The sequence below is a fragment of the Amycolatopsis panacis genome (assembly GCF_003600245.1).
Lineage (GTDB): Bacteria > Actinomycetota > Actinomycetes > Mycobacteriales > Pseudonocardiaceae > Amycolatopsis > Amycolatopsis sulphurea.
The window spans coordinates 153020-176284 of record NZ_QZFV01000131.1; the positions used below are offsets into that span (position 1 = coordinate 153020).

Annotated in this window: 19 protein-coding genes; 13 read left to right on the forward strand and 6 right to left on the reverse strand. The window is 70.5% G+C overall.

The genetic code is table 11. The features are described 5' to 3' along the window. Positions 1-82: 82 nt before the first annotated feature. A complete protein-coding gene (locus D5S19_RS28320; protein WP_120026409.1) occupies positions 83-1276 on the forward strand; it encodes a helix-turn-helix domain-containing protein in 1194 nt (397 codons plus the stop codon). 3 nt (positions 1277-1279) lie between these two features. Here the strand turns inward: D5S19_RS28320 and D5S19_RS28325 are convergent, their stop codons facing one another. Beyond that, positions 1280-4201: an AfsR/SARP family transcriptional regulator gene (locus tag D5S19_RS28325; RefSeq protein ID WP_120026441.1), complete on the reverse strand. Its 2922-nt coding sequence runs from the start codon at positions 4199-4201 to the stop codon at positions 1280-1282. Positions 4202-4462: 261 nt separating this feature from the next. Here D5S19_RS28325 and D5S19_RS28330 point away from each other — a divergent pair, with 261 nt between their 5' ends. Continuing rightward, positions 4463-5461, forward strand: coding sequence for a hypothetical protein (locus tag D5S19_RS28330; protein WP_120026410.1), 999 nt, complete (start codon positions 4463-4465; stop codon positions 5459-5461). Positions 5462-5682: 221 nt separating this feature from the next. Here D5S19_RS28330 and D5S19_RS28335 read toward each other — a convergent pair whose 3' ends face one another. The 5 genes from D5S19_RS28335 to D5S19_RS28355 are packed head-to-tail and all read right to left on the reverse strand — an operon-like array spanning position 5683 to position 10324. Further along, a complete protein-coding gene (locus D5S19_RS28335) occupies positions 5683-6456 on the reverse strand; it encodes an HpcH/HpaI aldolase family protein (protein ID WP_120026442.1) in 774 nt (257 codons plus the stop codon). A gap of 1 nt (position 6457) precedes the next feature. Then, a complete protein-coding gene (locus D5S19_RS28340) occupies positions 6458-7438 on the reverse strand; it encodes an ABC transporter substrate-binding protein (protein WP_120026411.1) in 981 nt (326 codons plus the stop codon). After that, positions 7435-8250, reverse strand: a complete 816-nt coding sequence (locus tag D5S19_RS28345) for an ABC transporter ATP-binding protein (RefSeq protein ID WP_120026412.1) — start codon at positions 8248-8250, stop codon at positions 7435-7437. Before D5S19_RS28345 ends, D5S19_RS28340 begins: the two co-directional genes overlap by 4 nt. Further along, positions 8247-9317 (reverse strand): FecCD family ABC transporter permease, encoded by a 1071-nt coding sequence (locus D5S19_RS28350; protein WP_120026413.1) that lies wholly within the window; start codon positions 9315-9317, stop codon positions 8247-8249. Before D5S19_RS28350 ends, D5S19_RS28345 begins: the two co-directional genes overlap by 4 nt. Continuing rightward, positions 9314-10324, reverse strand: coding sequence for a FecCD family ABC transporter permease (locus D5S19_RS28355; RefSeq protein WP_120026414.1), 1011 nt, complete (start codon positions 10322-10324; stop codon positions 9314-9316). The genes D5S19_RS28350 and D5S19_RS28355 overlap by 4 nt, the downstream gene beginning before the upstream one ends. Before the next feature lie 180 nt (positions 10325-10504). On the opposite strand from D5S19_RS28355, the gene D5S19_RS28360 reads away from it, so the two are divergent. From D5S19_RS28360 to D5S19_RS28410, 11 genes are all read left to right on the forward strand, one after another. Then, entirely contained in the window at positions 10505-11740 is a 1236-nt protein-coding gene (locus D5S19_RS28360) for an ATP-grasp domain-containing protein (protein ID WP_199730746.1), read from the forward strand. Continuing rightward, on the forward strand, positions 11737-13416 hold the full coding sequence (locus D5S19_RS28365) for an IucA/IucC family protein (RefSeq protein WP_199730747.1): 1680 nt from the start codon (positions 11737-11739) through the stop codon (positions 13414-13416). The genes D5S19_RS28360 and D5S19_RS28365 overlap by 4 nt, the downstream gene beginning before the upstream one ends. Continuing rightward, entirely contained in the window at positions 13413-14612 is a 1200-nt protein-coding gene (locus tag D5S19_RS28370) for an MFS transporter (protein WP_199730748.1), read from the forward strand. Before D5S19_RS28365 ends, D5S19_RS28370 begins: the two co-directional genes overlap by 4 nt. Before the next feature lie 27 nt (positions 14613-14639). Next, a complete protein-coding gene (locus tag D5S19_RS28375) occupies positions 14640-16409 on the forward strand; it encodes an IucA/IucC family protein (RefSeq protein WP_120026416.1) in 1770 nt (589 codons plus the stop codon). Further along, the gene (locus tag D5S19_RS28380; protein ID WP_120026417.1) at positions 16406-17614 is read left to right on the forward strand and encodes a type III PLP-dependent enzyme; all 1209 of its coding nucleotides are present in this window, start codon (positions 16406-16408) and stop codon (positions 17612-17614) included. Before D5S19_RS28375 ends, D5S19_RS28380 begins: the two co-directional genes overlap by 4 nt. A gap of 343 nt (positions 17615-17957) precedes the next feature. Beyond that, positions 17958-18350, forward strand: a complete 393-nt coding sequence (locus D5S19_RS28385) for a hypothetical protein (RefSeq protein ID WP_199730749.1) — start codon at positions 17958-17960, stop codon at positions 18348-18350. After that, complete coding sequence (locus D5S19_RS33935) at positions 18347-20164, forward strand: GMC family oxidoreductase (protein WP_120026418.1); 1818 nt, start codon at positions 18347-18349, stop codon at positions 20162-20164. Before D5S19_RS28385 ends, D5S19_RS33935 begins: the two co-directional genes overlap by 4 nt. Then, positions 20161-20976, forward strand: a complete 816-nt coding sequence (locus D5S19_RS28395) for a hypothetical protein (protein WP_120026419.1) — start codon at positions 20161-20163, stop codon at positions 20974-20976. The genes D5S19_RS33935 and D5S19_RS28395 overlap by 4 nt, the downstream gene beginning before the upstream one ends. A 661-nt stretch (positions 20977-21637) precedes the next feature. After that, complete coding sequence (locus tag D5S19_RS28400) at positions 21638-21898, forward strand: hypothetical protein (RefSeq protein ID WP_120026420.1); 261 nt, start codon at positions 21638-21640, stop codon at positions 21896-21898. Positions 21899-21943: 45 nt separating this feature from the next. Continuing rightward, a complete protein-coding gene (locus D5S19_RS28405; RefSeq protein WP_120026421.1) occupies positions 21944-22651 on the forward strand; it encodes a hypothetical protein in 708 nt (235 codons plus the stop codon). Next, positions 22648-23100: a hypothetical protein gene (locus tag D5S19_RS28410; protein ID WP_147397526.1), complete on the forward strand. Its 453-nt coding sequence runs from the start codon at positions 22648-22650 to the stop codon at positions 23098-23100. The genes D5S19_RS28405 and D5S19_RS28410 overlap by 4 nt, the downstream gene beginning before the upstream one ends. The last annotated feature ends 165 nt before the right edge of the window (positions 23101-23265 follow it).

A 23265-nucleotide genomic window follows, 5' to 3' on the forward strand; every position in this document is an offset into this window, starting at 1 on the left:
CGATCACCTCGCGGGCGACCGGGCGATTGCGTGCGTTCGGGGCAGGTGCTGTACTCGAAGTCAGTCTGAGCGGGAGGCATTGGTGACCGGAACATTTGGGGAACTGCTGCGTGAATACCGCATTGCCGCCGGCCTGTCAATGGGCCAGCTGGCCAAGCGCATCCATTACAGCAAGGGATATCTCAGCAAGCTCGAAAACGGGGTGAAACCACCCCACGATTCCATGGCGCGGCTCTGCGACGGAGAACTCGGCGCGGGCGGCGCACTGCTGGCGGCGGCGCGGTCGGCGAGGGAGAGCGCGGTGACCGTCGACCGCCGCCAGGTGCTGGTGGCCGGCACCGTGCTCAGTGTGACGCTCGCGGGCGGGCCGCGGCCGGTGCCGGACGAACGGGTGGTCCTCGGGATCCGGACCACCTTCGAGCACCTGCGGAGCCTCGGCATGCAGACCAGCCCGGTGGTGGTGCTGGAATCGCTGACCGCGCAGGTGCGGATGCTCGGCGCGCTGGCCGGGGAGAACCCGGAGCCGACCAGGTCGCGCTTGTTGCTGCTGGCCGCACGGATCGCCGAGTACACCGGCTGGATGCAGCAGGAAGCCGGGGACGACCGGCTCGCGCTGTCCTGGACGAGGACGGCCGCGGAACTGGCCGTCGCGGGCGGGGACCACGAGATCGTCAGCTACGCCTTCGTACGGGAAGCCGGGCTCGCGCTTTACCGGCACGATCCGATCGCCACGATCGAACTGGCGCGCCGTGCCCAGCAGGCGGGACCGGCCGGTTCGCGCGTTCTGGCCCTGGCCGCACGGCGGGAGGCACAGGGCCACGCCCTGGCCGGCGATCGCAGCGAGTACGAACGCGCGCTGGACAGGGCGTTGTTTCACCTCGACGCGGCGGGCACGAACCCATCGGCGTACCCGGTGCTCGGTTCCACGGCTCCCGACCCGGTCGGGCTTGCCCGGGGCTGGTCGTTGTGCGACCTCGGCCGGCCCGGTGAAGCGGCCGAACTCCTGGACCGGGAGCTGGCCCGGCTGCCCACGGACTCGCGGCGCACGCGGGCACGGTTCGGCGTCCGCAGGTCGCTGGCCTATGCCCTGGCGGGCGAAGTCGAGCAGAGCTGCCGAACCCTGACCGAAACACTGGAGGACGCGGCCCACGTCGACTCGGCGACGATCCGGCTCGACCTGCGGGAACTGGCCAGGAACGTCAGCCGGTGGCATAACCACGCCTCGGTCCGCGAGGTCTACCCGAAACTGCGGCGCGTGCTGCACCAGCGGGCCTGAAGCTCACCGCACCCCGTCGCGGCAGGCGCAGGTCAGTTCCGCCCGTTCGGTTCGCACCTGGCCGGCCTCGGGCAGTTCGAGCTCGGCGAACTCCTTTTCGGCCGCCTCCCAGTTCGCGACCGCGTCCCCGTGCCGGCCCAGCCGGTGCAGGGTCTGCGCGACGCCCCGATCGGCGTGCGCCCGATGGCCCCGGTTCCCTGACGTGGCCGCCAGCTCCAGCGCGGCCTCGTAAAGGCGCAACGCCTCGACGTTGTCGCCCTTGGCCTGGGCGGTCGCCGCGCGGTCGCGGAAGAGCCGGGTTCGGAGGTCCGCGTCGAGGACCCCGGCCGCGATGCGGGCGGCTTTTTCCTGGTAGCGCTCGGCTTCCGGGATCCGGCCTGCCGACCGGTGCACGTTGCCGATGTTGGACAGCGCGTAGGCCATGACGCATACGTCATCCAGTTCGGAGGCGAGGTGGTGCGCCTCCTGGTGGTCGGCCAGCGCCTCGCTCGGGAAACCGAGACGCTGCCGGACCGAGCCGAGATTGTTCAGCGCGTGCGCCAGCCCATGCGTGTGCTGGGTTTCGCGGAGGATCGGCATCGCGGCGCGGTGCTGGCGCAGCGCGACGTCCAGGTTGCCGTGCAGCTCGTTGAGGTATCCCAGATTGCTCAGCGCGTGCGCCTGCCCGCGCAGATCACCGGCTTCCTCGTATTTCTCCAGCGCCGTCTCGAGGTGGGTGATCGCTTCGGCGTGCCTGCCGAGCTCCATGGTCGGGATGGCGATGGCGCACAACGTGGTGGCCTCGCCCCTGGCGTCGCCCAGTCGCACCCAGCAGGCCAGCGCTCGCCGCGCCAGCTGCAGCGCCGCGGCCAGCTCGCCGCGGCGGTTGTACACGGCGGCCAGCCGGAGCAGCACGTGTGCCTGACCGACTGTGTTGTCCTCGTCCGCGGTCACCAGCCGCCGGGCCAGTTCCATTGTCTCGGCCCAGTCGTCGAACTGGCTCGTCGTGTGGAAGTAGCGCCAGATGAGCACCGCCAGCCGCCAGGCGTGCCCGGGCAAGTCGTGCGTGGCCGCGTAGCGGATGGCGGCCACCAGGTTGTCCCGCTCGGCGGTGATCCACGCCGTCGCGGCGTCAGGCGTGTCGAAGGTCCGGGCCACCGGCGACGTGCGGGTCACCGCGGGCAGGCGAGCGCGCTCGAAGGGATAGGCCGCCCCCGCCGCGTCCGCCAGGGTGACCAGGAAGAAGTCGAGCAGCCGGAGCACCGCGTCGGTGTGCTCGCCGGGCTCGGCCGCGGCGAACTCCTTGAGCGGGTCCAGCATCTGGTACCGCTCCGGCGTGAGCTCCTCGATCAGGCACACCTCGTGCAGTCCGTCGAGCACCAGCCGGGCGTGGGTGAGGGTGCTGTCCACCAGCGCCGCGGCACCCGCGACGCTGACGTGCGGCCCCGGCGCGTGCCCGAGCAAGCGGAACATCTCCTGCTGGTGCTCGCTCAGCTGCTGGTAGGAGACCCGGACCGCCGCGGCGCCCGCGTCGTTACCGGCGCCGGCCTGCCAAGGCCCGCTGTCGGCCAGCAACCGGAGCAGGTGCTCCAGCGGCCACCGGTCGTGACGGCGGAACAACGCGGCGCAGACGCGGATCGGCATCGGCAGGTGACCGCACCGCTTGACCACCTCGGCCACCTCGGGGGCACGACCGGCGACCCGCTGTGGCACGGCGAGCGTGCAGAACAACGCGGCGGCGTCGTCCGGCGGCAGCGGAGCCAGCCGCACCTGCTGGCCGGTGTCCGGCTCGCCCACCCGCCTGCTCGTCACGATCGCTAAGCAGCCCGGGTCGTCCGGGAGCAGGGCGCGGACCTGTCCGGCGGACTTCGCGTTGTCCAGCAGGATCAATGTCCGGGTCCCGGACAACTCGTTCTGGTACATCGCGATCCTGCGCCCCGGCGAGGCGGGGAGCTGCTCGGCGGGTACCCCGAGTTCGAGCAGGAGCTGGGTGAGCGCGTCGCCCGTGGTCATCGCGCCGACGTTCGGGGTGAACCCGTTGAGCCGCAACAGCACCTGCCGGTCAGGGAATCGCTTCCGCAGCCGGTGCGCGGCTTCCAGCGCCAGGCCGGTCTTGCCCACCCCCGGGGCGCCGCTGACCCACACGGCTTTCTCGCCGGTGCCCGCCGCCGTGGCGATCAGGTCGAGTTCGTTTTCGCGGCCGATGAAACCACCGGGCCGGGACGGCAGAGAGCTGGCGGGCTCATCGCGTTCGGCCCGGGCGGCGATGGTGCGCAGCCTCGGCCCCGGCTCGAGATCGAGTTCGGCGAGCGCGGCGCAGGTTCTGTGGAACATCCGGATCGCCTCCACGCGATCACCGTTGGCGAGCAGCGCGCGCATCAGCAACCCGGCGTGGCGCTGCCGGTCCGGTTCCTTGCCGACGATGCGGCGCAACCGGTCGCGTGCCGATCGATGATCACCGTTGGCCAGTTCCAGTTCGGCGAGATCGCCGACGGTGTCGAAATAGCCTTCGGCCGGCGAGATCACGTCGGTGCCGCCCACCCGGTCGATGTCGATGTCCTCGAGGAAGCGCCCGCGCCACAGGTCGAGCGCGCTGCGGAGCAGCTCGATCTGACGGCGTGGCTCCTGCTCCTGACGGGCCTGCGCACGCCACTGGTCGAAGCGGTGGAGGTCGAGCTGTTCCGGGGAAACCCGCAGCAGGTAGCCGGTTACGGTGGTCTCGATCGCGACGTCTTCGGCTGGGTCGAAGGCCTTGCGCAACTTGTTGATGTAGCCGCGGATCAGGGTGCGGCGCTCGGGGTTGGCCCCCCAGATGATCTCGGTCAGCCGGTCGGCGGAGAGCGGTTTGTTGGCGTGCAACAGAAGCACAGTGAGCACGAAGCGCTGTTGCTGCTTGCCCAGATCTACCGGAGCGCCCTCGTGCCACGCCTCCAGCGGACCTAGCATCCGAAAATCCACTCCGCCTCCCGGTGCGAGCTTGATGTCCATCACTGTGTCGTTGCAAGCGCCCATTCGTGTGGCACCGAAAACGACCTATTTCCGCCGTGCCTGCCATCGGGCGCGGGCACCTTCGTTTCCGGGCTAGCGCGAGCGGGCGGAACGAGTACTGGGTACCGCCGTGCGGACTGATCCACGACATGTCCACTTCTGGTCCACTCATCCGTCGCAAGCTGCCGGTCATCGGAGATCGACGGGGAGGCGTGGCTGATGAACACCCATGAAGAACTGGTGCGGGAACTCAAGTCGTTGCGCAAGGGCCGCGGGGTGCACGCCGGGAGGATCGGCGAGCGGATCGGCCCGACGCTGCGCGTGCTGTGCGGTGTGACGCACGACGACGGTCCGGTCGCCATCCGGGAGAAGCTCGTGGCGCGGTTGACCGGATTGGCCCAGCAGTTGCCGGAGGACATGCGCCTGGCCACCGTCGCCGCCTTCGGGCTCACCGCCGAGGTGCGCATGCCGCTGTACCAGGACCGCGTCGGCTGGGCCGCACCCCGGATCGATCGCGACGCGCGTACCGTGCGCCGCCGGGTCGACGAGGCCATCGACCTGCTCGCGGAACTGGTGGTGACCATCCCGCTCCGGCCGGACGGGGCCTGGCACATCGGGGAACTGCACGTGGTGGTGACGCTGGACCGGCCGCAGCACGAAGTGCTGGAGCAGTACCGCATCGTCGCAGACCACGACGGACTGCACGAACTCGACTTCACCTCGCCGGCGTTCGCACTGCGGGGCCTGCCCGACGTGGACGTGCTGTATGGGGGCACCCTGCGCGCCGGCGGCACAGCACCGCGGGGCCGCCTGTCCCTCACCCCGCCCGAACCACTCGCGAAAGGCGACACGCATGCCTTCGCCATAAGGTACCGCCTTCCTCGGCCGCAGGTGCTGCGGTCATACGTGGTGCATGAGCTGGAACAGCCCTGCGAGCTGTTCGATCTGCGCGTGCGTTTCGCCAGGTATCGCATTCCGCGCCAGGTGTGGACATTGCGCGATGTCACCGGTCCGCATGGTGGTCATCAGCAACCGGTGGACCGTGCGGGAGAAATATATCAGCGATTCCAGAGGCTATTGCCGGGCCGGTCCTACGGTGCGCGCTGGGACGGTGATGAAGGGGGGAACGAATTCTCCGGGCACCACTGTTCGTGTGCGGATCGGAGTGCGCCGCGGAACACCGATTTCTCGGAAGAGCGGGTCGGGAACGTGAGCTGAGCGGAGTGTTCCGCCGGTGTCAGCCGATGGACATGGTGATGGCGTTGGAGGTGAGATCGTCGAGCCGGCCGGGCGGCGCGCGTCCGGTTGGTCCACATCTGATCCACACTCGGTCCACCCAGCCAGTTCATGCTTCCCGAAGGCGCCAGCACGGTGCTGGAGGCCGCGCTCCAAGGCTGTGAAGGGACCCTTCACGGTCGCTGAGTCCGTGAAGGGTCCCTTCACAGCCCTCGGGGCGAGAGGGTGGCGAGGTGCTGCCGGAACGCGGTAGCGGCGAGGTCGCGTTCCTCGCCGAGCACGAAGGCGGTGACGCCGGCTTCGAGCCAACGCCGGTGCGAGTCGCGGTTGCGGGTGATCGGGCAGTAGGGTACGCCGTGCCCGGCACACGCGGTGTGCAGCTGTTTCAGGGCGTCCTGGACCAGCGGGTGGCGGACCTGCCACGGCACGCCGTAGGACTGCGAGAGGTCGGCCGGTCCCGGCATGACCAGGTCGACACCGCCACCGGCCACGATGTCGTCGATCGCCGCGACGCCTTCGGCGTCCTCGATCAGCGGGATGACCATGATCTCGGCGTTGGCCCGGGCGAGGTATGCGGTGCCGTCGATGGCGCCGAAACCGGGCACCCGGCCGCCGCCGAGTGACCGCATGCCCTCGGGATGGTAGCGGGCGGCTCGGATCGCTTCGTCCACATCGGACCGTGACCGCACGTGGGGTAGCACCACGCCCATCGCACCGGCGTCGAGCGCCCGCAGGATCGCGCCTGGCGCGGCGACGGGGACCCGTACGAAGGGTGTGAGGTCGACGGCCTCGGCGGCTCGGATCAGGTTCTCCAGCTGCTGCGGGTCGACGAGCGTGTGCTCACTGTCGAGTACCACGAAGTCGTAGCCGGCACAGCCGATCATCTCGACCAGCACAGGCTCGGGGATTACGCTGAACAGCCCGTACACCCGTTCGCCGGCCGCGAGCTTCGCCCTGACCTTGTTGACCCGCAACACGTCAGGCCCGGTGCGGAGCAACGCCGAACGCGGTGGCCAGGTCGTCCAGCACCAGGTTCGCCGCCTGCACACTGATGCCCGACATCCAGATCTCGTCCTTGACCGGAAACACCTTGTGGTTCTTGACGGCCCCCATTTGGGCCCACAGCGGGCTCGCCTGGACGGCTTGCTGCTGCGTCTTGTCCGGCGACACCGCCGTGGTCAGGAACAGTGCGTCGGCGTCGGCTTTGTCGATCAGTTCGGGGCTGATCTCGTTGTCGAACTTGTCGGCGCTCTGCGACGCGGGCCGGGCGAGACCCATGTCGGCGAGGATGACGCCGGAGAAGTTGGCCTTCTGGTACATGCGGATCTTGCCCGCCATGAACCTGGTCACCGACACGGTCGGCGCCGTGCCGCCGTTTCCGGCGACGATCTCGGCTCCGACCTTCTTCGCCCTGGCCTCGTAGCGGCTCAGCTCGGCCGCGGCGTCCTGCTCCCGGCCGACCGCCTTGGCATGCACGGCCAGGTTGGCTTTCCACGGCTGCCCGGTCGTCTCGGTCAGCACCGTCGGAGCGATGCGGGACAGCTGGTCGTAGATCTTGTCGTGACGGACCTTGTTGCTCAGGATCAGATCCGGCTTGAGCGAGGCGATCAGGTCGAGCTTCGGCTCGGCCGAGGTGCCCACGTCCACCGTGCCCTTGAGCTTGTCCTTGAGGTAGGAGGGGAAGCTCGACCCGTCGGACAGGTGCGGCGGGATGGCGCCGACCGGTGTGATCCCCAGCAGCGTGACCGAATCCAGCTCGGCGGTGTCCAGCACCACGACCCGGGCCGGCTTTTTCGGGATCGCCACGTCGCCTTTGGCGGTGGCGATGGTGCGCGGGAACCCCGCCTCGGACGAAGCGGTACCGGACGAGGCGGGCTGGGCGCTGCCGCACCCGGCGGTGAGCGCCAAGGTGCCCGCGGCGGCCAAGGCGCCGAGTACGCGGGTGATCCGTCGAGTCATCGTTGTTCCTCCACTGGGTTCCGGGGCAGATGGGCGACCGAGGGCAGCGGCAGCACGAGCGGGCTGCCGCAGGTCGGGTCGGGGACGACCCGGCACGGCACGTCGAAGACGGCTTCGACCAGGTTCTCGGTCAGCACCTCGGCGGGCGGTCCGGCGGCGGCGATCCGGCCGTCCGCGACCACCACGAGGTGGTGCGCGTAGCGGGCGGCCTGGCCGAGGTCGTGCAGGACGAGCACGGCGGTGCGCCCGTCGACGGTGTTCAGGTCCGCGACGAGGTTGAGCAGGTCGAGCTGGTGACGCAGGTCCAGGTACGTGGTCGGTTCGTCGAGCAGCAGGTACTCGGTGCATTGGGCGAGCGCGAGCGCGATCCAGGCCCGCTGCCGCTGCCCGCCGGAGAGCCGGTCGACCGGACGGGTACGCAGCTCGGTGAGTCCGGTACGGGTCAGCGCGGCGTCGACGGCTTCCTGGTCGCCGGCCGACCACGGGGTCAGCCAGCGCTGGTGCGGGTGACGACCGCGCCGGACCAGGGCCTCTACGGAGATGCCCGCAGGCGTCGGCGGGGACTGGGGGAGCAGCGCGATTCGTCGAGCCAGCTGCTTCGGCGTGATTTCGGTCAGCCTGGTCCCGTCCAACCGGACCTCGCCGCCGCCGGGACGGCTGATGCCGGCCAGGGCACGCAGCAAGGTCGACTTGCCACAGGCGTTGGGGCCGACCACGGCGGTGATCAAACCGGGCGGGATCGCCACGTCCACCTCGTCGAGCACGGTCCGGCCCGGATAGCCGACGGTGAGCCGGTGCGCGGACAGGGTCACGCCGTCCTCCTCTCGGTGGCCGGGCGTTCGGCGCGGGCCGAACGCACCAGCAGCCAGCAGAACCACGGCGCGCCCAGGGTCGCGGTGATGACGCCGACCGGAACAGGTTGGGGCAGAACGGATTCCGCGACGATGTCGGCCGCGACGACCAAGACCGCACCTAGCAACGCGCCCAGCAGCAGGGTTCCCGGCGTGGGTGTGATCGGGCGCGGCGGCCCGGCCAGCGCGCGGGCCAGATGCGGCACCCCCAGCGCGATGAACGTGATCGGCCCGCCCAGCGCGACCGCGGTCGCGGCCAGGACGACGGCCGTGACCAGCAGGCCGAGCCGCGCCCGGTCGGCGCGCAGACCGAGGCCGCGGGCGAGGTCGTCGCCCAGCTCCAGCACACCCAGCCGGCGCAGCTGGACCAAGGCGATCGGGAGCACGGCCACCGCGGCCAGGCCGGCCCAGCCGACCTCGGTCCAGGTGCGGCCGAACAGCGAACCCGCGGTCCACAACAATGCCTGCTGCGCAACGGTGATCGGGAAGGTGACCACTGCCCAGGTGATCACGGCCGTGAAGATCGACGACAAGCCGATGCCGATCAGCACGATGCGTTCCCCGGACAGGCCGTGCTTCCAGCCCAGCAGCACCAGCGCGGTCGCGGTGACGATCGCTCCGGCCAGCGCGGCGAGCGGCACGAACCCGGGTGAGATACCGGCGGCCAGCAGCACCACCGCGCCCGCGGATGCCCCGTGCGACACGCCGACGACATCGGGGGAGGCGAGCGGATTGCGCAGTAACGACTGGAGCAGCGTGCCGGAACAGGCCAGACAGGCGCCGGCCAGCACGCCGGCGAACACCCGGGGGAGCCGGAACTCCGTAACGATCAATGTGGTGCCGCCGTCGGCGGTGCCGGTAGCGACACCGAGCACGTCCGCAGGGCTCAGCATGACGTCGCCAAGACACAGCGCGGCGACCACGGCCACGATCAGCACGGCCAGCAGCGCGACGCACAGCGCGGTGGTCCGAAGTGGATGCGGCATACCCGGCACCGCGAAACGCGGACGGTTCAGCGTGGCGGTCACCTGGCCGGCTCCCCGGCACGTCGGGCCAGCGCGATGAGCACTGGGGCACCGATGACGGCGGTGACGATGCCGACCTCCAGTTCGGCCGGCCGTGCGATCAGCCGGCCGGCAACATCCGCACTGAGCAACAGGATCGGCCCGGCCAAGGCGCAGGCCGGCACCAGCCGTCCGTGGCCGCTGCCCACGACCATCCGCACCGCGTGCGGCACGACCAGCCCGATGAACGCGATCGGCCCGGCGGCGGCAACCGAGGCCCCTGCCAGCAGCACGACCGCCAGCGCACCCCACAGCCGGATGCGGGCCGGACGCAGGCCCAGTGACGCGGCCTGCTCGTCACCGAGGACCAAGGCGTCCAGACCACGGGTGAGCCCGGCGGCCAGCACGAGACCGAGCACGATCAGCGGTGCGGCGACGTACAGCGCATCGGTGCCGCGGGAGACCAATGATCCGGCCAGCCAGTGCCGGGCTTCCTCCAGGGTTTGCCCGGACAGTACGAGCATCGTCGTGGTCCAGGCCGACAGCATCGTGGCGATCACCGCTCCCGCCAGCGCGAGCCGGGTCGGGCCGGCGCTGCCGCCCGCGGTGGCCAGGGTGTAGGCGAGCACCGCCGTCACCGCGGCGCCGAGCAGGGCGAACCCGGTGTAGCCGAGGGCACTGGTGATGCCGAGCAGATCCACCGCGGCGACCACGGCGAAGGCGGCGCCGGCGTTGATGCCCAGCACGCTGGGCGAGGCGATCGGGTTGCGGGTGATCGCCTGCATCACCGCCCCCGCGACGGCCAGCCCGGCACCGGCGAGGAGGCCGAGCAGGGTGCGGGGGAGGCGCAGGTCGGCCACGACCAGCACGGCGGTGGTGTTCCCGGTGCCGGTCAGGCCGTCGAGGACCTCTGCCGGTGAGAGCAGCCGGGCGCCCAGGAACAGGCTGGCTCCGGCGGCCAGCAGCAGGCCGGCCACCGCGATGGTCCAGACCAGCGGCGACGACCGGCCCTCTCGGGTGGCATGCGGCACAACGGCTCCGAAGGGGACGAAGGAGGAGAACGTCGCAGGATTCTAGGGTAGGCAAGCCTAGCCTTAGCAAGTCGGAGGCGGCGTGTTCTAGGCCACGGCGTCGATCGCTTGACCCTGGTCGCTGGATGAAGTTGGGTGATGCCCGCCGGTCATGAATTAGGCAAGGCTAACCAAAAATCATTGAGCGACGGAGTCCCGCCCGTGTGCCTGTACCTCACCGCCCTCAACCCGACCGACGCCGTGACCCACGGGCTGCTGCCCGCCGCGGCCCGGCTCGGGATGCCGATGGTGATCCTCACCGACCAGCCGGAAGCCCACCGCGCTGCCTACGCCGGCCACGCGCACCCGCCGTCGGCGGTCGAGCCGGTCGACGTCCGCGACCCCGGTGCGGTGGCCACCCGGGTGCTGGCACTGGCCGGCAGCCCGGCCGCGCTGTTCAGCAACAGCGATCACCTCCAGGCCACCACTGCACTGGCGGCCGAGCTGCTCGATCTGCCGCACAAGGAGTGGCGGGCAGCGCAGCGGTGCAAGAACAAGTTCCTCACCCGGCACACGCTGGCCGCGGCCGGCCTGGACACCGTTGCCTGCGTGGAGATCGGGCCCTCCGACGACGTCACCGAGGTCGCCGGTGAGCTGCCGTTTCCCGCGGTGGTCAAGCCGACGGAAGGCGTGGCCAGCGAGGACGTCCTGCTCGTGCGAGACCGGAGCGAGCTGGTGACGGAGGTGGCGCGGATCCGTGCCCGGCGCGGGTCGTGCACCCTGATCGCCGAGGAGTACCTGGCCGGTGAACTGCACACCTACGACACGCTCGGCGACGGCGAGCGCCTGCACCACTTCGGGTCCTGGCGCACCAGCCTCGGGGAACCGCCGTCCTTCATCGAGTCCGGCCGGGACTGGGTGCCGAGCCTGCCGGAGCCGGTCGAACGCGACCTGCGCGCCCAGTTGAGCGCACTCGAGGTCGGGTTCGGCGCCTGCCACACCGAGTTCGTGATCCAGGGCGACCGCGCCCGCCTGATCGAGGTCAACTACCGGTTGATCGGCGACACAATGGACCTCATCTGCGCGGAGCTGCTCGAGGTCGACCTGTTCGCGGAGGTGATCCGGCTGCACCTGGGACGGCCACTTTCCGCCGGCCTGCCGGTACCGTCCACTGTGGACCGGCATGCCCGGATCCGCTACGTCGCCGCCGAACAGGCCGGCCGGTTCACCGAGGCCCCGCCGACCTCCTCGGCCGAACTGCCGGACGGGATCCGGCTGGGGCACCGCCGCCTGCGCGCGCTCGGCGTCACCGCCGCATTGCACGGCACCAACCGCGACTACCTCGGCGTCGTCCACGCCATCGGGCCGGGGCCGGAAGCAGTCGGCGCCGCCATCGAGGACTTCGTCGCGGCCAACCAGTGGTCGGTGACGGCGTGAGCTTGCTGGAGCGCGTGCTCGACGCTTTGTTCCGTGAGGATCACCTCGGGATGCTCACCCACGGCGGGATGGCAGGCCCGCCGCCCGGCGCCCCGGCGCACGACACGTGGTGGCGGTTCCCGCTGCCCGGCGGACGCGCCGGCTGGCTCGCGGTCCGGCCGGACGGCGTCCTCGCCGACCACGCCGTCGCTCTCGGCTGCCTCGTGGTCACCGACGCCGCGACCGTGCACGTGGAGTCCACTGTGGATGGTGTGCTGGCCTCCCTCGCGCCGCAGGGCGACGCGGAGGCGGAGCGGGGCTGGCAGGAGTTCACCGAGGAGTGCGCCCAGACCTCGGCCGTGCTGAACCTGCACGACGCTGCCGAACCCGACCTGATGGCCAGGCTGAAAGGCCGTGACCACAAGGGATTTGACGGTCTGCTGCGCCACGAGGCGCTGGCCGCGCTCCGCGACCATCCCGTCCATCCCACCGGCCGGTGCCGGTGGGGCATGACCGCCGGCGACCTGCGCCGTTACGCACCGGAGTACCTGCCGAGTTTCCCGCTGCGCTGGACCGTCGTGCCGAGGACTCGCATGCGGCTGTCGGACGCCTTCGCCACGCCCGAGTGGTGGCCGTCGCCGGCCGACCTGGGGTTCCCCGACGATCACGTGGCCATCCCGGTGCACCCGCTGACCGTCGACCGCGGCGAGGCCGACGCGGTGGCACACCTTGGCCCGGCCGTGGTGCCGACGCTGTCCACCCGCACGGTCGCGCTGGCCGAAGACCCCGGCGTGCACCTCAAACTTCCTTTGCCCACAGCGACATTGGGTCGGCGTAACCGCCGCACCATCAAGCCGGGAACGCTCCCCGACGGGGAGACCATGCACCGCCTGCTGAGCGCCGTGCTGGAGCGGGAACCGGAGTTGGCCGGGCGCGTGCTGCTGGCCGACGAGTCCCAGTGGGCCGACAGCGACAGCGACCTGCTGGCCGTGCTCGTCCGGCGCTATCCGCCCGCGATCGCCGGCAGCACCCTGGTTCCGGTCGCGGCCTTGCTTGCACCGGACCCCGGCCGTCCGGACGCCCGGATCATCGACCGGCTCTCCGGTGGCGACGTCTTGTCCTGGTTCGACAGCTACCTGTCGGTCCTGCTGGACTGGCATGTGGCGTTGTGGCTGCGCTACGGCATCGCGCTGGAAGCCCACCAGCAGAACGTCACAGTCGCCCAGAACCCCGGCATTCGCCTGGTTTACAAGGACAATGACAGCGGCCGGGTGGACTGTGCCCACGCGTCGGCAGCGCTGGGCCTGCCTGTGCGGCCAGAAGACTTCACCGACCGCCGCATCGCAGTCAGCGACCCCGCCGAGCTGGCCGACATGGTCACCACGATCACGCTGCACCTGTGCGTCGCCGCGCTGGTCGCCGAGGAAGCGGGTCCCGATCTCCGGCGCCGCGCCGAGCTGTTCGACCTGGCACGTACGCGTCTGGTCGAAGCAACCGAGCGTTGGTGCGACTTGGACGAGCCCCGCTCCCGGAAAGCCGCTGTGCTGCTGCGTGACCGAGTATTGGCGGCCGATCGGCTTCCGATCAAGGCCATGATCACCGCCGGCACCCTGCTGCCCAAGACCCGCCTGGGCGTCGTCGACGTCAACAAGTACTACCTGCGTACCGGTCCCAACTATCTTGCGGACGCCCGGTGAACCAGCCCTCCGACGGTCCGGGCCGCGCGCACGTCGTCACGATCACGGCTGCGCACTGCGCGTCGGCGTTCGCCGCTCTCGGCCTGCCGCCCTACCTTCCCCGGCTCCTGCCCGAGCTCGGTGACCCGGACGCTCGCTGGGCCGGTCTGCTCTACGTGCTGCCCACGCTGTGCACCGCGTTGGCGGCGCCGGTCTGGGGCCGCTTGGCCGACCGGCACGGCCCCAAACCTCTGCTGGTTCGCGCCCAGTTCGGGCTCGCCGTGGCGTTCGGGCTCGCGGCGATCGCGCAGAACATGACCAGTCTGGTCATCGCACTCATCGCACAGGGCCTGCTGGGCGGGACCTACTCGGCCAGCACCGCGTACCTCGCGGCGGGCCTGCGCGGTCCCCGCCTGGCCGGCGCACTGGCCCTGATGCAGGGATCGGCCCGGACGGCGCTGGCAGGTGCACCGGTGCTGGCCGGGCTGCTGTCCACGATGCTGGATGTCCGGGAGATGTACGGGATGGCCGCCCTGCTGCCGCTGGCCGCCGCCGTCGCGACGCTGATCCTGCCCGCGCCCACCGGTGGCGGTCGATCGGTGCGGGCCGCCGCCGAGCCCACGACTGCCCGCGCAGGCATCACTGTGGCGGGAATGTGCTTGGCAGAAGGCGGATTCGTGCTCGTCACCGTGATCACCTTCCCGTACTTCCTGCCGCTGGCACACCAGATCGCGCCCGGATTGGCTCCCGTGCTGATCGGGTTGCTGTTCGCTGCACCCCACCTGTGCTACCTGCTGGCCTGTGCCTTCACACTGCGCTGGTTGAGGGGCCGGGCACGGGCCGGATTGACCGCCGGTTACGCCTTGGCGGCAGCGTCCGCCGCAGTGCACCTGTTCGTCGCTCCCGGTTCTGGTGCGCTGGCGTGGCTGGTGGTCGGCCGGCTGGTGCTCGGCGCCGCCCTCGCCCTCGGGCTGCCCTCGCTGTCGCTGCTCGCTACGGAAGCCGCGACCGGCCGCCGTCCCGGCAAGCTGTTCGGCACTGTCGAGGCTGCGTCCAAGAGCGGTGCGGTGCTGGCCGGTGTCACGGCTTCCGCCCTGGCCGGCTTCGGCCCTGCCGCGCCACTGGCAATCCCGGTCGTGGTCGGCCTCGCGCTGGCCGCTGCCGTCGCCGGTTTCACCAGACCCGCTCCCGGGCCGCTCATTGCGCCTACGTCCTGATCCCGATCCCTGTAACGGAGTTTCGCTGTGACAGTCGAAGTCACCACCTCCTTCCCCGTCGACACCGATGCCGACCTGCTCTCCGCGCACACCCTGCTGGGGTGCCTGGTCCGCGAACTCGCCGGTCCGGACCGCCAGGTCACGGTGGACACCGGCCGGTTGCTGCTGCGCCTGCCGCATATCGGCCAGGTGCTGCGTGCCACGCTGCTGCGGGTCTCCACGGTCGCGGCCCACCGCTTCGCCGGTCCGGTGCAACGGCACGCCGGCGGCACCACCTGGGTGGACCTGGGACTGGCAGAACTCGCCGACCTCGTCGATGCCGAGCTGACCGCCCGTACCGGCCACGGCAACGACGAGTTCGCCACGCAGGTCCGGGCCAGCCGCGACGCCCTGCACGACACCCTGGCCAGGCGTCCGGATCGCCCCGACCGTCCGGTCGCCGAGCCGGCCGCCACCTACCTGGACTCCGAACAGTCCCTGCTCGCGGGACACCCGCGGCACCCGGCACCCAAGTGGCGGTCCGGGGAACCGAGCCGGTGGCGCCGATTCTCGCCCGAGACCCGCACCGCGTTCCCGCCGCACTGGCTCGCCGCGCCCGCGGAACTCGTGCACGAACACGCCGTCGGCGGAGATTTCGACCAGCACGCAAGGACTTCCGACCTGCTCGGCCGGCCCTTGCCTGCCGGGTACCGAGCGCTTCCGGTGCACCCGTGGCAGTTCCAGCTGCTGTCCGATGACCCGGACCTGGCACCGGTGCTGGCCGCCGCACGCATCGAGGGCGCGCTACTGGACCTCGGACAGACCGGGCTGCCGTGTCACCCCACCGCCAGCGTGCGCACCCTCTACCAGCCCGAGATCGACGTCTTCCTCAAGACCAGCCTCAATGTGCGCATCACCAACTGCCTGCGCAAGAACGCCGCCTACGAACTGCGTGGCGCGGTCGCACTGACCGGCGTGCTCGCCAGGCCGTTCGCCGAGGTCGCCGCCCGCCATCCCGGGTTCGGCGCGCTACCCGAACCCGCGGCCCGCAGCGTCGTGCTGCCCGGACATCTCGGCACAGCGCGGCAGCGTCACGCGATCCTCGAAGGATTCGGCACCATCTTGCGGACGGGGATCACCGGCCGGCTGCGGCCCGGTGAACAGGTCCACCTCGCCGGTGCGCTGGCCGCCGCGCAGCTCGATCCCGCCGGTACCCGAACCCGGCTCGCCGACCTCGTGGATCACCGCGACCCGGCCGCGTGGGCCGGGCTGTGGTGGCGGCGCTACCTGAACCTGCTGGTACCACCGGTGTTGCGGCTGTGGGCCGAGCACGGCATCGTCCTCGAACCGCACCTGCAGAACGTGCTCGCCGTCCTGGACGCCGACGGTATACCCACCCAGGTGCTGGTGCGCGACCTCGAAGGCACGAAGTTGCTGGCCCACCGGCACACCGACCTCCTCGCCGCGCTGCCCGCCGAGGTGTCCGGCGCCGCCGCCTACAGCGAGGAGAACGGCTGGAATCGCGTCGCCTACTGCCTTTTCGTCAATCACCTCACCGAGATCGCCGGTGCGCTCGCCGATCTCGTACCCGCACGGCCGCGGTTCGAGGACGAGCTCTGGGACACCGTCGCCGACGTCGTCGCCACCACCGGCACCGATCTCGGCGGCCCACCCCGGCTGCGAGCGTTGCTGGCCGGTGTTCCGTTGCCCGCCAAGACAAATCTGCTGATCCGCTGGCAGCGTGCAGCCGACCGGCACGCCGGTTATGTGCCGTTCCCCAACCCCCTCGGCCGAGCCCTGCCGGAGGACCTCCGATGACCTGGACCTCGTCGCCGCCGGGAACACCGGTCACCGACGCCGTACTGGCCGCCGCCGCAGACCGGACGCTGCCCGCGTACCTCTACGATTTGCGCCACCTCGCTGACCACCTGGCGCGGATTCGGGCGGCTTTCGACGGGGTGGACGCGCAAATCGAGTTGTTGCACGCTGTCAAGGCCAACCCCGACCCCGCACTGCTCACGGTGATCGCCGAGCACGTCCATGGACTCGAGGTCGCCAGCGGCGGCGAACTCGCCCACGTCCGGGCGCACTTGCCCGGTGTGCCGCTCGCCTTCGGCGGTCCGGGCAAGACCGACGCCGAACTGACCGCCGCGCTGGCCGCCGGTGTCGACCGCTACCACGTGGAGAGCCGGCACGAGCTGCGTCGGCTGGACGCCCTGGCCCGCGCCGCCGGGCAGCGGGTGCAGGTGCTGTTGCGCGTCAACCTGCCCACTGGTTTCGGCGGAGGCGCGGCGTTGACCATGGGCGGCATGCCCAGCCCGTTCGGTATGGACCCGGCGGAGGCCGCCGCAGCCGCCGCCGACCTGGCTGAGCTACCCGGTATACAGGTCGTCGGGGTGCATGCCCACCTGGCCAGCGGCCTGGCTCCAGCGGACTGCGCCGCCCTAGCCGAGGTCGTACTATCCTGGGCGGCCCAATTCGGCCGCCGGCACCACTTGGCTCTGCGTGAGGTCAACGTCGGTGGCGGGATGGCCGTGGACTACCGACGGCCGGACCAGATCTTCGACTGGGCCGGCTATGCCCGCCGTCTGGCCGCGATCGCGGCCAAGCACCCGTCACTGACCATCCGGATCGAGCCCGGACGAGCGATCAGCGCGTACTCCGGCTGGTACGCCACCCGTGTCCTGGACCTCAAACCCAGCCACGGCGAATGGTTCGCGGTGTGCGCCGGCGGGACCCACCACCTGCGCACCCCCGCCGCCAAGGGCCACGACCAGCCGGTCGTCGTCGTCCCGGCCGAGCAGTGGGACTGTCCGTGGCCGCGCCCGAGCGTGACCGCCGAACCGATCACTTTCGTGGGACAACTCTGCACCCCCAAAGACGTTCTGGCCCGGCAGGTCCGGCTACCCGGCATCGCGGCAGGCGACCTGGTCGTGTTCGCGATGTGCGGCGCCTACGGCTACAACATCAGCCACCACGACTTCCTCATGCATCCGGCACCGACCGTCGTTCACCTGCGGTGACCCGTCCGGGGCCTCGGACGCGTCGCCCGCCTCGACCCACGGCCTGACCCCCGTTCTGCGGGAAGAGCCGGACATTGACGAATGTGCGGTACACCACGCCGTTTCACGGAGTCGGCGCAGTGCCGGGCCACGATGGCAGGCATCGGCGGCGGGCGCGCCGGGCAGGGGTGCCACGCCTGCGGCTCACGGACGCCCGGATGCGGCAAGGCCGGCCATTCGGACGGCGGTTGACGCCGTCGGTTGATCACTGCCGGTTCGGGAGGCGGCCGGTGTGCGCTCGTCGACCGGTTTGCCGCGAACCTGCCTGTTCCCCAAAGCTGTCGCTGTGCAAGATGTCTCGGCGGTGGATGAGTTCGTCAGGGTCTCGTCCCGGCTGACCGGTTTCGATCCCGGTGAGCTGCAGGCGACCGGCATGGCCGACCGGTACCACGATCTCGTCGTGACGGAAGTGACCGAAAGACGCTATCGCCGGCTGGCCGTGACCGTGCTGGAGGCCGGTGGTGATCCGCCGGCCGTGGACGACCCGCATCTGCTGGATCTCGCGCGGGCGGTGACGCACCTGTGGTACGTGGGTGTCTGGCCGGGGTTGCCGCCGTCCGCTGAGGCGTATGTCGTGTCGCCCCGGTCCTACGCGCAGGGCTTGGTGTGGAAGACGTTTCACGGAGCTCCTCCCGGTACCGTCGCGCCCGGCTTCGGCAGCTGGGCCCGCCCGCCGAGGCGGGCGATGCCCACGTGAGGGGACCGCAGCGCTACGACGTGGTCGTGGTCGGCGCTGGTTTCGCCGGCTCGCTGGTCGCGAAGGCGCTGGGCGAGCGGGGTTGGCGGGTGCTGGTGCTGGAAGCCGGTGCGGGTACGCGTGACGCCTGGCAGGATCACCAGGATGCGGTACGTGCCTTCCACACCGCCGTGGCCAAGACACCGACCGCCCCCTATCGCACCACCGCCGCGGCGCCCTCACCGGATGTGCTGGACCTGACCGGCGGTCGCGACGGGTTTCAAGCACACGGCTATCTGCTCCAGCGGGGTGCCCTGCCCTACGCAAGCCCGTATCTGCGGGTCAATGGTGGCAGCGGCAACGCGTGGACCGGTCTGGCCCTGCGGATGCACCCCGAGGATTTCCGCGCCGGGGAGTTCGGGCACGGCCGGAACTGGCCGATCGGCTATGCCGACCTGGAACCGTATTACCGCTTGGCGGAGGGGGAAATCGGAGTCGCGGCCGATGTCGAGGAGCAGCGCGGGGCGATCGGCCTGCCTGTCCCCGAGGACTACGTGTTTCCGATGCACGGCCTCCCGCGCAGCTATCTCGACGCGGTCCTCGCGGAGGCCGTGGACGGATGCCACGCGCGGGATCCCTACCAGGATCAGCCGACCGAGCTGAGGGTGGTGGGCACGCCGCAGGCGCGCAACGGTCCGCCCAACCCGGCCTACGATCACGGGCGCGGGTACCGGCCGGACGGGCACCGCTGTGCCGGGTATGCCAGCTGCGTACCGATCTGCCCCGAACAGGCCAAGTACACGCCGATGAAAACCCAGGCCCGCTGGCCGGCGACGGTCACCTTGCGCACCCGTGCCGTGGTCAACCGGTTGCGCGCCACCAGCACCGGCCGCGTCAGCGAGATCTGTTATCAGCTCTACCGGGACGACACCGGTGGCGAGCACACCAGCCACACCGTCGAGGCGGACATGGTGGTGCTGGCCGCGCACGCGATCGAGAACGCCAAACTGCTGCTCGTCTCCGGTCTGGCCACCCGCAGCGATCAGGTCGGGCGTAACCTGATGGACCACCCGGCGCTGCTGACCTGGGGCCTGACGCGCGAGCCGATCGGCCCGTACCGGGGCCCGGGGTCGACCTCGGGTATCGAGGGTTTCCGGTTCGGTCCGGCGCGCCGCCGTCGCGCGCCGTTTCGGGTCGAGATCGGCAACTGGGGCTGGAACTGGGCGCTGGGCCCGCCCGACCGGGATGTCGCGGACCTGCTGCGCCAGAACGTGTTCGGCAAGCGGCTTCGCCAGGTGCTGGCCGACCGGATCGGCCGGCGGTTCACACTGCAGTTCGAGATCGAGCAGGAGGCCGACCCGGCCAACCGGGTGACGCTCGCCCCCGATCACCGCGATCGCCTGGGCAATCCCCGCCCCGCGCTGCACTACCGGCTCTCCGACCACGTCAAACGCGGCATGGTCGCGGCGAAACAGGTCTCCGATCAACTCTTCGCCCTGCTGGATGCGGAGGACCACACCGAGTACCGGCCGGTCGCGGGCATGCCGGGCTACCTGGAGTTCGAGGGGCAGTCCTTCTGCTACCGGGGAGCGGGGCACGGTGGGGGCACCCACATCATGGGCGGCTCACCGCATGATTCCGTGGTCAACCAGTGGCAGCAGTGCTGGGATCACCCCAACCTGTACGCGGTGGGCTGCGGCAGCATGCCCTCACTGGGCACCTCGAACCCGTCGCTGACCATGGCCGCGCTCGCCCTGCGCAGTGCCGAACATCTCGATCGTGCACTGCTCGCCACCCGCACCTGTGTCACCGCGACCAAGGAGGTCCTCCGTTGACGACCGAGCCGCTGTCCTGGCCGCCGATCGCCGAACCGTTCCTGCTTCCCTTCCACTACGGGGCACTGCACCACGTCGGCATCGACTACCTGGTGGAACCCGGTCCGGTCCGGGAGGTTCTCGCGCGCGCTCATCCGCGGCTGATGGCGGCGGAGTTCGACGGGCGGGCCTGTGTCTCGGTGAACTTTCAGCTGTACTTCGCCCAGTACGCCAACGGTTCCGGTGTCACCCAGGAGATCGAGATCACCATCGTCGGCCTGCCCCGCGGCGAGGAGCGCCGGCTCGCCCCACTGTCCTATATGGACTACGCGCGGGGTGTCGACCAGACCAAGCTCCTGGGTATCGGCCGCATCCACGTGCTGTGCGACAACCCGGTCGCCATCGACGCCGGGACGAAACTGTACGCCGAGCCGAAATACCCTGCCCGGTTCGCGGCGGTCATGCCCTCACTCAACGGGCCGCGGTCGCAGACCTGGCAGGTCAGCTGCCTGGGCGAGGAGACCGAACTGTTCGGCTTCACCGCCCGGCTCGACGGACTGCCCGCGGAACCGGTGAACACCACGCCGATCACCGGCTACGGCACCACGGCCGAGGGACGCCTGCTCGCCGGGCCGATGAACGTCTACCACCCCTACCAGCTGCACTTGCTCGACGCCCGCACCGCCGACCGCGTCGAGCTGCGCATCACCGACCCCGGCTCGCCGGTCTGCGGCGACCTCGGCACCCTGATCGGACAGGCACCGGCGGCCGGGGTGTGGACCTACCAGTCCGCGCCGGTCGCCGCGCACAACCGCCCCTATTTCCTGCCGTGAACCCCGGCGTGGCCCTGGCCGGCGACTCACCCGCGCATCCCTCCGTCACGTGTGGTGTCCGGGGAGGATGGTCAGCCGGGTGATGGGTGGCCGGTCTCCGGCGGTGGTGCCGGCTCGGTGGTGATTGCAGAAGGGCCGGGTCCCGAACGTAGAGCCGGCGGTTTTTCCCGGGCACCTCTGCACGTGCAGCAGTCCGGGCGGCTCCTCGGCAAGCGTTTCGGCGCCGCCCGGTTCGAGGCCAGCCCCACCGGTCGCTCGGGATCGTGCGCGAGGTGCACTGTTCACACGTTCAGCAACGCGCGGGCCGTTGCTGCCTCGTGTGCGCCGATTCGGGTCAAGTCCGCCCATGCGTTTTTCCATGCCGTGCGGGCGCCTGGCAGGTCGCCGGTTGCGGTCAGGTGGTGGCCGAGGCTGATCAGGGACTTTCCGCGCCACCGAGGGTCGCCCGAGGTGTCGAGGCAGGCGACGCCGCGGTCCAGGTGGTGTGCGTCCGGTCGCGGGGTCGCCGAGGGTGAGGTGGATGTTGCTGAGCAGGACTTCGGCACAGGCCAGGCCGTGTGGGTCGCGTGCCTGATCGAGAATCTCCCGGGCCTGCCGGGCATACGCGAGGGCTTCGGCGAGGTTGCCTGCTTCCAGCGCTGCCCAGCCCAGACAGCGGAGCGTGGCGGCCTTCCCGCCTGTCGTCGCCGGCGTCCCGGAGGGCTTCGCGGCTGGCCGTCAGCTGTTCGACTGCCGCTGCGTGATCGCCTTCGGCCTGGTGGACGATGCCGAGTTCGCGTCCGCTGGCGGCTTCCCATCGCAGGTCGCCGAGGGCGTGGGAGGTCGCGATGGCTTCGGTGAGGCGTTCCTTCGCCTTCGCCCATTCGCCCCGGTAACGGTGCAGCACGCCGTGTTCCCGCAGAGTGTAGGCGCGCCGCCGTGATGCGGCCGCCTTCCGCGCAGCGCAACACAATCCGCCCTAAAGCAAGTGGAGGGGGCGGGCGGCGCCGCGGCTGCGGCGATCGGGGCCGCGCGGGACAAGGCCCCGGAGGAACCGGGGTTCTGGGACGATGTCGGCGATTTCCTCTCTGATGTCGGTGCCGGGCTGGCCAACGCCGCTGGCACGGTCGTCAACGCTGCGGCTTCCTTCGGCAACGCTGTGCTGCACCACCCCCTCGACGCGGGCATGACGGTGGCGGGAGCTGCGCTGACGGTGCTGGGCGCCGGTGGCGAGATCAGCGGGGTCGCTCTCGACGCGACTGGTGCCGGCGCTGTCGCCGGGGTGCCGCTCAACATCGTCTCCGCCGGTGCAATCGCGGGGGGCCTGACCATGGCCGCAGCCGGTGCCGGGGACCTGGCTCGGTACGCCACAGGCGATGACCGGGTCGAGGTCATGCGCACCGACCACACCGGTGCCGGCGACGGCGAATTCGGGTCCACGGAAGGATTCCGCGGCAGCGAATTCGGCCGTGACGAGATCGAGGAGTTCATCAGCGGCCATACCGGCGATGCGATGCCGGGCATGAACCGCCCCAGCCCGCAGCAGATCAGCAAAGTCCTGGACGAAGCCCCGCCGGTCAGGCTGGAAGGCCAGAATGCCGAAGAATTCGTCGGAACCGTCAACGGGGAAAAGATTCGGGTCATTGTCAACTATGACATGCCCTGGCGGTCAACGAGCTATAAGATAGGACAGTGACAATGCACGACGACCTTCCCGCCGAAATCCGGGCTCTGTTCACCGACGCGGAGCTGGCGGAGATCGCGGAGAGCAAGCCCGAGCCGGACAACAAGGACAAGCCCGATGCACTGGGGCTCGCGCGGTCCTGGACACTGCATGTCGAGAAACTCGACCACGATCGCGCACTGCCGTACACGGACCGGACAGTCTGGACCGAGCATGACCTGGCTGGCGCTCTGTTCATGCGTGACTTCGTCGAGGACGCCCTTGCCCGGCTCCGGCCCGCGCTCGCGGACAAGGTCCGCCGGTACGCGGCGACGGCTGATGACCTGTTCCGGTCCTTCACCACCGACGATCCCGGCGACCGCATCGCGAAGATTGCCCGGATAGACCTCGCCGGCCGCGGTTGGTGGTGGTTCCGGGTGCCGACCTCCGGGCCGATCGTGCAGGATTTGGCCAGGTACTAGGGCGTGTCTCGAAGTGTTGACCAGCCAAGATCCCGAATAAGAGCCGTACCGGCGTGTCGGTGATCAAATAGGTGAGGTCTCCGGTAGATCGATCAACGACGAAGAAGATCGAGAACACCGGAGACCTCGTGGCCAGCCTAGCGGTGGCCGGGCGAGCTGACTTGA

Bases quoted from the DNA above. Each gene is read 5' to 3' on its own strand.
- D5S19_RS28340 (WP_120026411.1), bottom strand. From the start codon at position 7,438: ATGACTCGACGGATCACCCGCGTACTCGGCGCCTTGGCCGCCGCGGGC.
- D5S19_RS28330 (WP_120026410.1), top strand. From the start codon at position 4,463: ATGAACACCCATGAAGAACTGGTGCGGGAACTCAAGTCGTTGCGCAAG.
- D5S19_RS28380 (WP_120026417.1), top strand. From the start codon at position 16,406: ATGACCTGGACCTCGTCGCCGCCGGGAACACCGGTCACCGACGCCGTA.
- D5S19_RS28325 (WP_120026441.1), bottom strand. From the start codon at position 4,201: ATGCTAGGTCCGCTGGAGGCGTGGCACGAGGGCGCTCCGGTAGATCTG.